This window comes from Micromonospora sp. ATA51, assembly GCF_016802855.1.
Lineage (GTDB): Bacteria > Actinomycetota > Actinomycetes > Mycobacteriales > Micromonosporaceae > Micromonospora > Micromonospora sicca.
On record NZ_JAEVHJ010000411.1, the window covers coordinates 1 to 5,044 of the forward strand.

The window sequence follows — 5,044 nt, forward strand, 5'->3', positions numbered from 1 at the left end:
CCGCGAAGTAGGCCGGCGATGGCCACCACCGTCAGCGCTCCCGGTCGCGGTGCTGGCGCTGCTGCTGACCGGCGGCGCGCGGCGGCACGCGGCGGCGATCTGCGCGATCTGGGGCGCGGCCGTGGCGCTCCGGGTGCTGCGGCGGGGCGAATCCACCTCCCGGCGCTGGGTCCTCGCCGGTATCGCCGGCGGCAGCGAACTGCTCGGCGGGTGGCTGCTGCTGGCCGCCGGTGGGGTGGTGCTGCTGGAGGCGTACACGGTGCCGGCGGCCGGGCTGGCCCTCGCCGCCGGCCTGGTGGCGCTGCGTACCCGGGCCGGACTGAACAGCTGGCTGGCGCTCGGCCCGGGGCTGGCCGCGGCGCTGCTGCCAGCCTGGTCTCGGTGCTGGTGGCGGCGGATCCGCAGCCGTGGCGGCGGCTGGCGCTCGGCGCGGTCGCGCTCGGCGCGGTGCTCGCCGGGGCGGCCCGGCGCTGGCAGGCGCCGGTCCTGCTGGGGGCGGCCACCCTGGTCCCGCTCGCGCTGCACGAGCTGGCCCGCGGCTGGGACCTGCTGCCTCGGTGGATCTATCTGGGCCTCGGCGGGCTGGCGCTGATCGCGCTCGCCGCGACCTACGAGCGGCGCCGGCGGGACCTGGCACGGTTACGAACAGTGGTCGCCAGGATGAGCTGAGGGTAGGGTCTGCCTTACCCCCACCTCGGGGGCGAGCAGGATTACTCAGCGCAACCGCGCCGACCAGACTCGGTACGGCGGCCGCGCCACCGGGCGTGGCACACGACCGAGGAACGGGGAGCGCAGATGACCACTCCGACGCTGACAGAACCACCGGCACGGCGGGGCAGTGACTACGCAGGGTTGTCCCGGCGGGTCGCCGAGGCCGGCCTCCTCGCCCGTCGCCCGGGCGGGTACGCGGTGCGAATCGCGCTCACTCTCGGTGGTTTTCTGGCCGGCTGGGCGGTGCTGATCGCGGTCGGCGACTCCTGGGCTCAGCTGCTGGTCGCGGTCGGGATGGCGGTGGCCACCACCCAGGTGGCGTTCCTCGGTCACGACGCGGGGCACCGGCAGATGTTCCGCCGGCGCGGCCACAGCGAGGCGGCCGGGCTGATCGCCGGGAACCTCGCCGTCGGGACCAGCTACGGCTGGTGGGTCGACAAGCACAACCGGCACCACGCCAACCCCAACCACGAGGACGAGGACCCGGACGTCGGGGCGGGCGCCCTGGTCTGGACGTACGAGCAGGCGGCGGCGACCCGCGGTTTCGGCCGCTGGCTGGCCGCCCGGCAGGCGTGGTTCTTCTTCCCGATGCTGCTGCTCGAGGGGCTGTGGCTGCACGTGGCGAGCGTCCGGGCGCTGGCCGGCCGGGAGCCGGGCGGGCGGTGGACCACCCCGATCCGGCACCGGGCGGTCGAGGCGCTTCTGCTCGGCGCGCACGCGGTCGGCTACCTCGGGCTGCTCTTCGCCGTCATGTCGCCGGGGAAGGCGCTGCTCTTCGTCGCCGTGCACCAGGGTCTCTGGGGGCTCTACATGGGCTGCGCGTTCGCCCCCAACCACAAGGGCATGCCGATGCCGTCCGCCGACGACGACCTCGACTTCCTGCGCAAGCAGGTGCTGACCTCGCGCAACGTGCGGGGCGGCCGGTTCGTGGACGTGGCGCTCGGCGCGCTGAACTACCAGATCGAGCACCACCTCTTCCCGAACATGCCCCGGGCCAACCTGCGGCGGGCGCGGCCGATCGTCCGGGCGTACTGCGCCGAGCAGGGCATCGCGTACGCGGAGACCGGGCTGGTCGAGTCGTACCGGCAGGCGATGGCCCACCTGCACGAGGTCGGCCGCGCGCTGCGCGAGCGGTGACCCGTCCGCCGGCCCCCGCCCTGCTCAACCACGTGCCGGGCGGTGGCGGGGCGGGGTGGCGGACGGGCCTCCCGGTAGGGTCGACGCATGGCAGACCTGCTCACCGCCGAGGCGGTACGAGACGAGCTGGGCGGGCTGGCGGACTGGTCGGGTGACCCGGCCGGGATCAGCCGTACCGTCGAGCTGGGCAGTTTCCCGGCGGCCATCGCGGTGGTCGACCGGGTCGCCGCGGCGGCCGAGGAACTCGACCACCATCCCGACATCGACATCCGATGGCGGACCCTGACCTTCCGTTGCGTCACGCACTCGGCCGGTGGGGTGACCCACCGTGATTTCGCGTTGGCCCGGCGGATCGACGACATCGTCCGGAGCGCCCGATGAGATTCGAGATCAGCAAGGTGCTGGACGCCATCGAGGGTCGGGTCTGCACCGACCCGTCGCTGGCCCGCGCCGTGGTGGACCTGGCCGAGGTGATCCGCTGGCAGGACCTCGACGGCGGCCGCCCGGCCAGCCTGCTCCGGCTCGGCATGGTGATCGACGCCCTGGCCCGGCAGCTGGAGGAGGACAGCGTCCCGGTCTACGCGATCGTGCACCGGGCCCTGCTCTCCGACGCCGACCTGACCTCCAACGAGCGGATGGTGGTCCGCCGCTGGGCCGACGACGGCCTGGTGGAGGTGCTGGACAATCCGGGCGACCGGATGCTGGAGGTCGCGACCTGCTCGGGCTGCCGGTGCTCAGCCGGGTCCGCTTCGACGGGCTGGGCGGCCGGTGGCCGTGGCTCGGGCAGGCCGGGCGGGTGCTCGCCCCGGTGCCCGGCGCGGGCGGGCCGTCTTCATCGCGCACGTCGGGGGCGGCCAGAGCCCGGCCACCGGTACCCGGTCGTCGGCGGGCGCGAAGCTGCTCGCCCGGCAGTGGCGCTGCCCCGAGCCGGGCTGCGCGCTCTTCGGCGGTGGCGGGGGCGGCGGCGCGTTCGCGACCTGGCCCGGGTGGACCGCGCCCCGGCCGGGCAGCCGCCACCCGCGCTCCGAAACGGCGTGCCGACCTGCCCCCGGCACGGCGCCCGGCTCGGTGACGCCGGGCCGCGGCCGCGTACGGAGGTGCTGGCGGTCCGGATCGGCGGGCTGGTCCGCCGCCGGTTCGTGCTCACCGAGACCCAACCGGTGCTGGTCGGGCGGGCCCCGGAGCAGTCGACCGGGATCACGCTCGGCCAGTGGCTCAACGACGAGTCGCGGCGCTGGGTCAGCCGCAACCACGTCCGCTTCGAGCTGCGCGTCGGCGAGGTGATCGTGACCGACACCAGCACCAACGGCTCGGGCATCCGCCCGGCCGGCTCGATGGCCGAGCCGGACCGGCTCCCGCTCGCCCCGCAGCAGTCCCGGGTGCTGGGCGAGGGGGACATCGTCGAGCTCTATCCCGGCGTGCAGATCGGCCGCGCCGACGAGCTGCCCAGCGGCGCGCCCTTCACCCCCACCTCGGTGATGGCCGAGGCCCCCACCATGGCCATGCGCCTGCCCCGCCCCTGACGACGGAGAAGGGCGCGGGACCGTTTGGTCCCGGCGCCCTTTCGCGTACGGGTCTCAGCCCTCCAGGATGGCGGCGAGCTGGGCCACGGCGTGGTCGATCTCCTCCTCGGTGATGACCAGCGGCGGGGCGAGGCGGATGGTCGAGCCGTGGGTGTCCTTGGCCAGGACGCCCCGCTCCATCAGCCGCTCGCAGGCCTGCCGGCCGGTCATCAGCGCCGGGTCGATGTCCAGGCCGGCCCAGAGGCCGCGGCCCCGGACGGCGAGCAGGCCCTTGCCGACCAGCGCCTGGAGACCGGCGTGCAGCCGCTCGCCCAGCTCGGCCGAGCGCCGCTGGAACTCGCCGGTGGCCAGCAGCCGGACCACCTCGGTGGCGACCGCGCAGGCCAGCGGGTTGCCGCCGAAGGTCGAGCCGTGCTGGCCCGGCTTCAGCACCCCGAGCACGTCGGCGTTCGCGGCGACCGCCGAGACCGGCACGATGCCGCCGCCGAGCGCCTTGCCCAGCAGGTACATGTCCGGCACGACGCCCTCGTGCTCGCAGGCGAAGGTGGCGCCGGTCCGGCCCAGGCCGGACTGGATCTCGTCGGCGATGAAGAGCACGTTGTTCTCGGTGCAGACCCGGCGCACGCCCGGCAGGTAGCCCGCCGGCGGCACCACGACGCCCTGCTCGCCCTGGATCGGCTCGAGCAGCACCGCGACGGTGTTCTCGTCGATCGCGGCGGCCAGCGCGTCCAGGTCGCCGTAGGGGACCACGGTGAAGCCCGGGGTGTACGGCCCGAAGTCGGCGCGCGCGTCCTCGTCGGTGGAGAAGCTGACGATGGTGGTGGTCCGGCCGTGGAAGTTGCCCTCGGCCACCACGATGTTCGCCTGGCCCGGGGTGACGCCCTTGACCTGGTAGCCCCACTTGCGGGCCACCTTGATGCCGGTCTCCACCGCCTCGGCGCCGGTGTTCATCGGCAGGACCAGGTCCTTGCCGCACAGCTCGGCCAGCTCCTTGCAGAAGTCGGCGAACTGGTCGTGGATGAACGCCCGGCTGGTCAGGGTGAGCCGGTCGAGCTGCGCGTGCGCGGCCTCGATCAGCTTCGGGTGCCGGTGGCCGAAGTTCAACGCGGAGTAGCCGGCCAGGCAGTCCAGGTAGCGGCGGCCGTCCACGTCGGTCAGCCAGGCGCCCTCGGCGGAGGAGACCACCACCGGCAGCGGGTGGTAGTTGTGCGCCGTCCAGCGCTCCGCGTCCCGGACCGCACCCGGCGTCCGCAGCATGTCGTCGACGATCACTTGATTGCCTTTCCCTGACGGAGTCGCAACGTGCAGCACTTGGGTCCGCCGCCGGCCTTGCGCAGCTCGGACAGGTCGATCCCGATGGTCTCGTAACCCCGGTCGCGCAGCTTGGCGGCCAGGTCGGTGGCCTGCGCGGGCAGCACCACGTGCCGGCCGTCGCTGACCGCGTTCAGTCCCAGCACCTCGGCGTCGGCCATGGTGGCGTGGATCGCGTCCGGGAAGAGCCGGCGCAGCACCGCCTGGCTGCCGGGCGAGAACGCCTCCGGCAGGTACGCCACGGTCCGCTCGTCCAGCACGGTCAGCGCGGTGTCCAGGTGGTAGAAGCGCGGGTCCACCAGCTGCATGGTGATCACCGGGTAGCCGAAGACCTCCTGCAGCTGCGCGTGCGAGGCGTGCGC

Annotated in this window: 4 protein-coding genes and 2 pseudogenes; 4 read left to right on the forward strand and 2 right to left on the reverse strand. The window is 74.2% G+C overall.

Annotated features, from left to right (window positions below):
* The first annotated feature begins 133 nt into the window (after positions 1–133).
* The 4 genes and pseudogenes from JNW87_RS34625 (at position 134) to JNW87_RS34640 (ending at position 3,371) form a co-directional block, all read left to right on the forward strand.
* Positions 134–669 (forward strand): annotated as a pseudogene (locus JNW87_RS34625) (SCO7613 C-terminal domain-containing membrane protein).
* Positions 670–795: 126 nt separating this feature from the next.
* Positions 796–1,848 (forward strand): acyl-CoA desaturase, encoded by a 1,053-nt coding sequence (locus JNW87_RS34630; protein ID WP_109799767.1) that lies wholly within the window; start codon positions 796–798, stop codon positions 1,846–1,848.
* A gap of 87 nt (positions 1,849–1,935) precedes the next feature.
* Positions 1,936–2,229 (forward strand): 4a-hydroxytetrahydrobiopterin dehydratase, encoded by a 294-nt coding sequence (locus JNW87_RS34635; protein WP_201749429.1) that lies wholly within the window; start codon positions 1,936–1,938, stop codon positions 2,227–2,229.
* Positions 2,226–3,371 (forward strand): annotated as a pseudogene (locus tag JNW87_RS34640) (FHA domain-containing protein). The gene JNW87_RS34635 and the pseudogene JNW87_RS34640 overlap by 4 nt, the downstream one beginning before the upstream one ends.
* Before the next feature lie 54 nt (positions 3,372–3,425).
* On the opposite strand, the gene rocD reads toward JNW87_RS34640, so the two are convergent.
* Both rocD and JNW87_RS34650 read right to left on the reverse strand, forming a co-directional pair.
* Positions 3,426–4,640, reverse strand: coding sequence for an ornithine--oxo-acid transaminase (rocD, locus tag JNW87_RS34645; protein WP_201749430.1), 1,215 nt, complete (start codon positions 4,638–4,640; stop codon positions 3,426–3,428).
* On the reverse strand, positions 4,640–5,044 hold a 405-nt coding region (locus JNW87_RS34650), incomplete at its 5' end, for a dimethylarginine dimethylaminohydrolase family protein (protein ID WP_375373583.1). The genes rocD and JNW87_RS34650, both read right to left, overlap by 1 nt.

What these genes read in the sequence shown, in the direction of transcription:
- JNW87_RS34635 (WP_201749429.1), top strand. Translation starts at nt 1,936, where the DNA reads ATGGCAGACCTGCTCACCGCCGAGGCGGTACGAGACGAGCTGGGCGGG.
- JNW87_RS34630 (WP_109799767.1), top strand. Translation starts at nt 796, where the DNA reads ATGACCACTCCGACGCTGACAGAACCACCGGCACGGCGGGGCAGTGAC.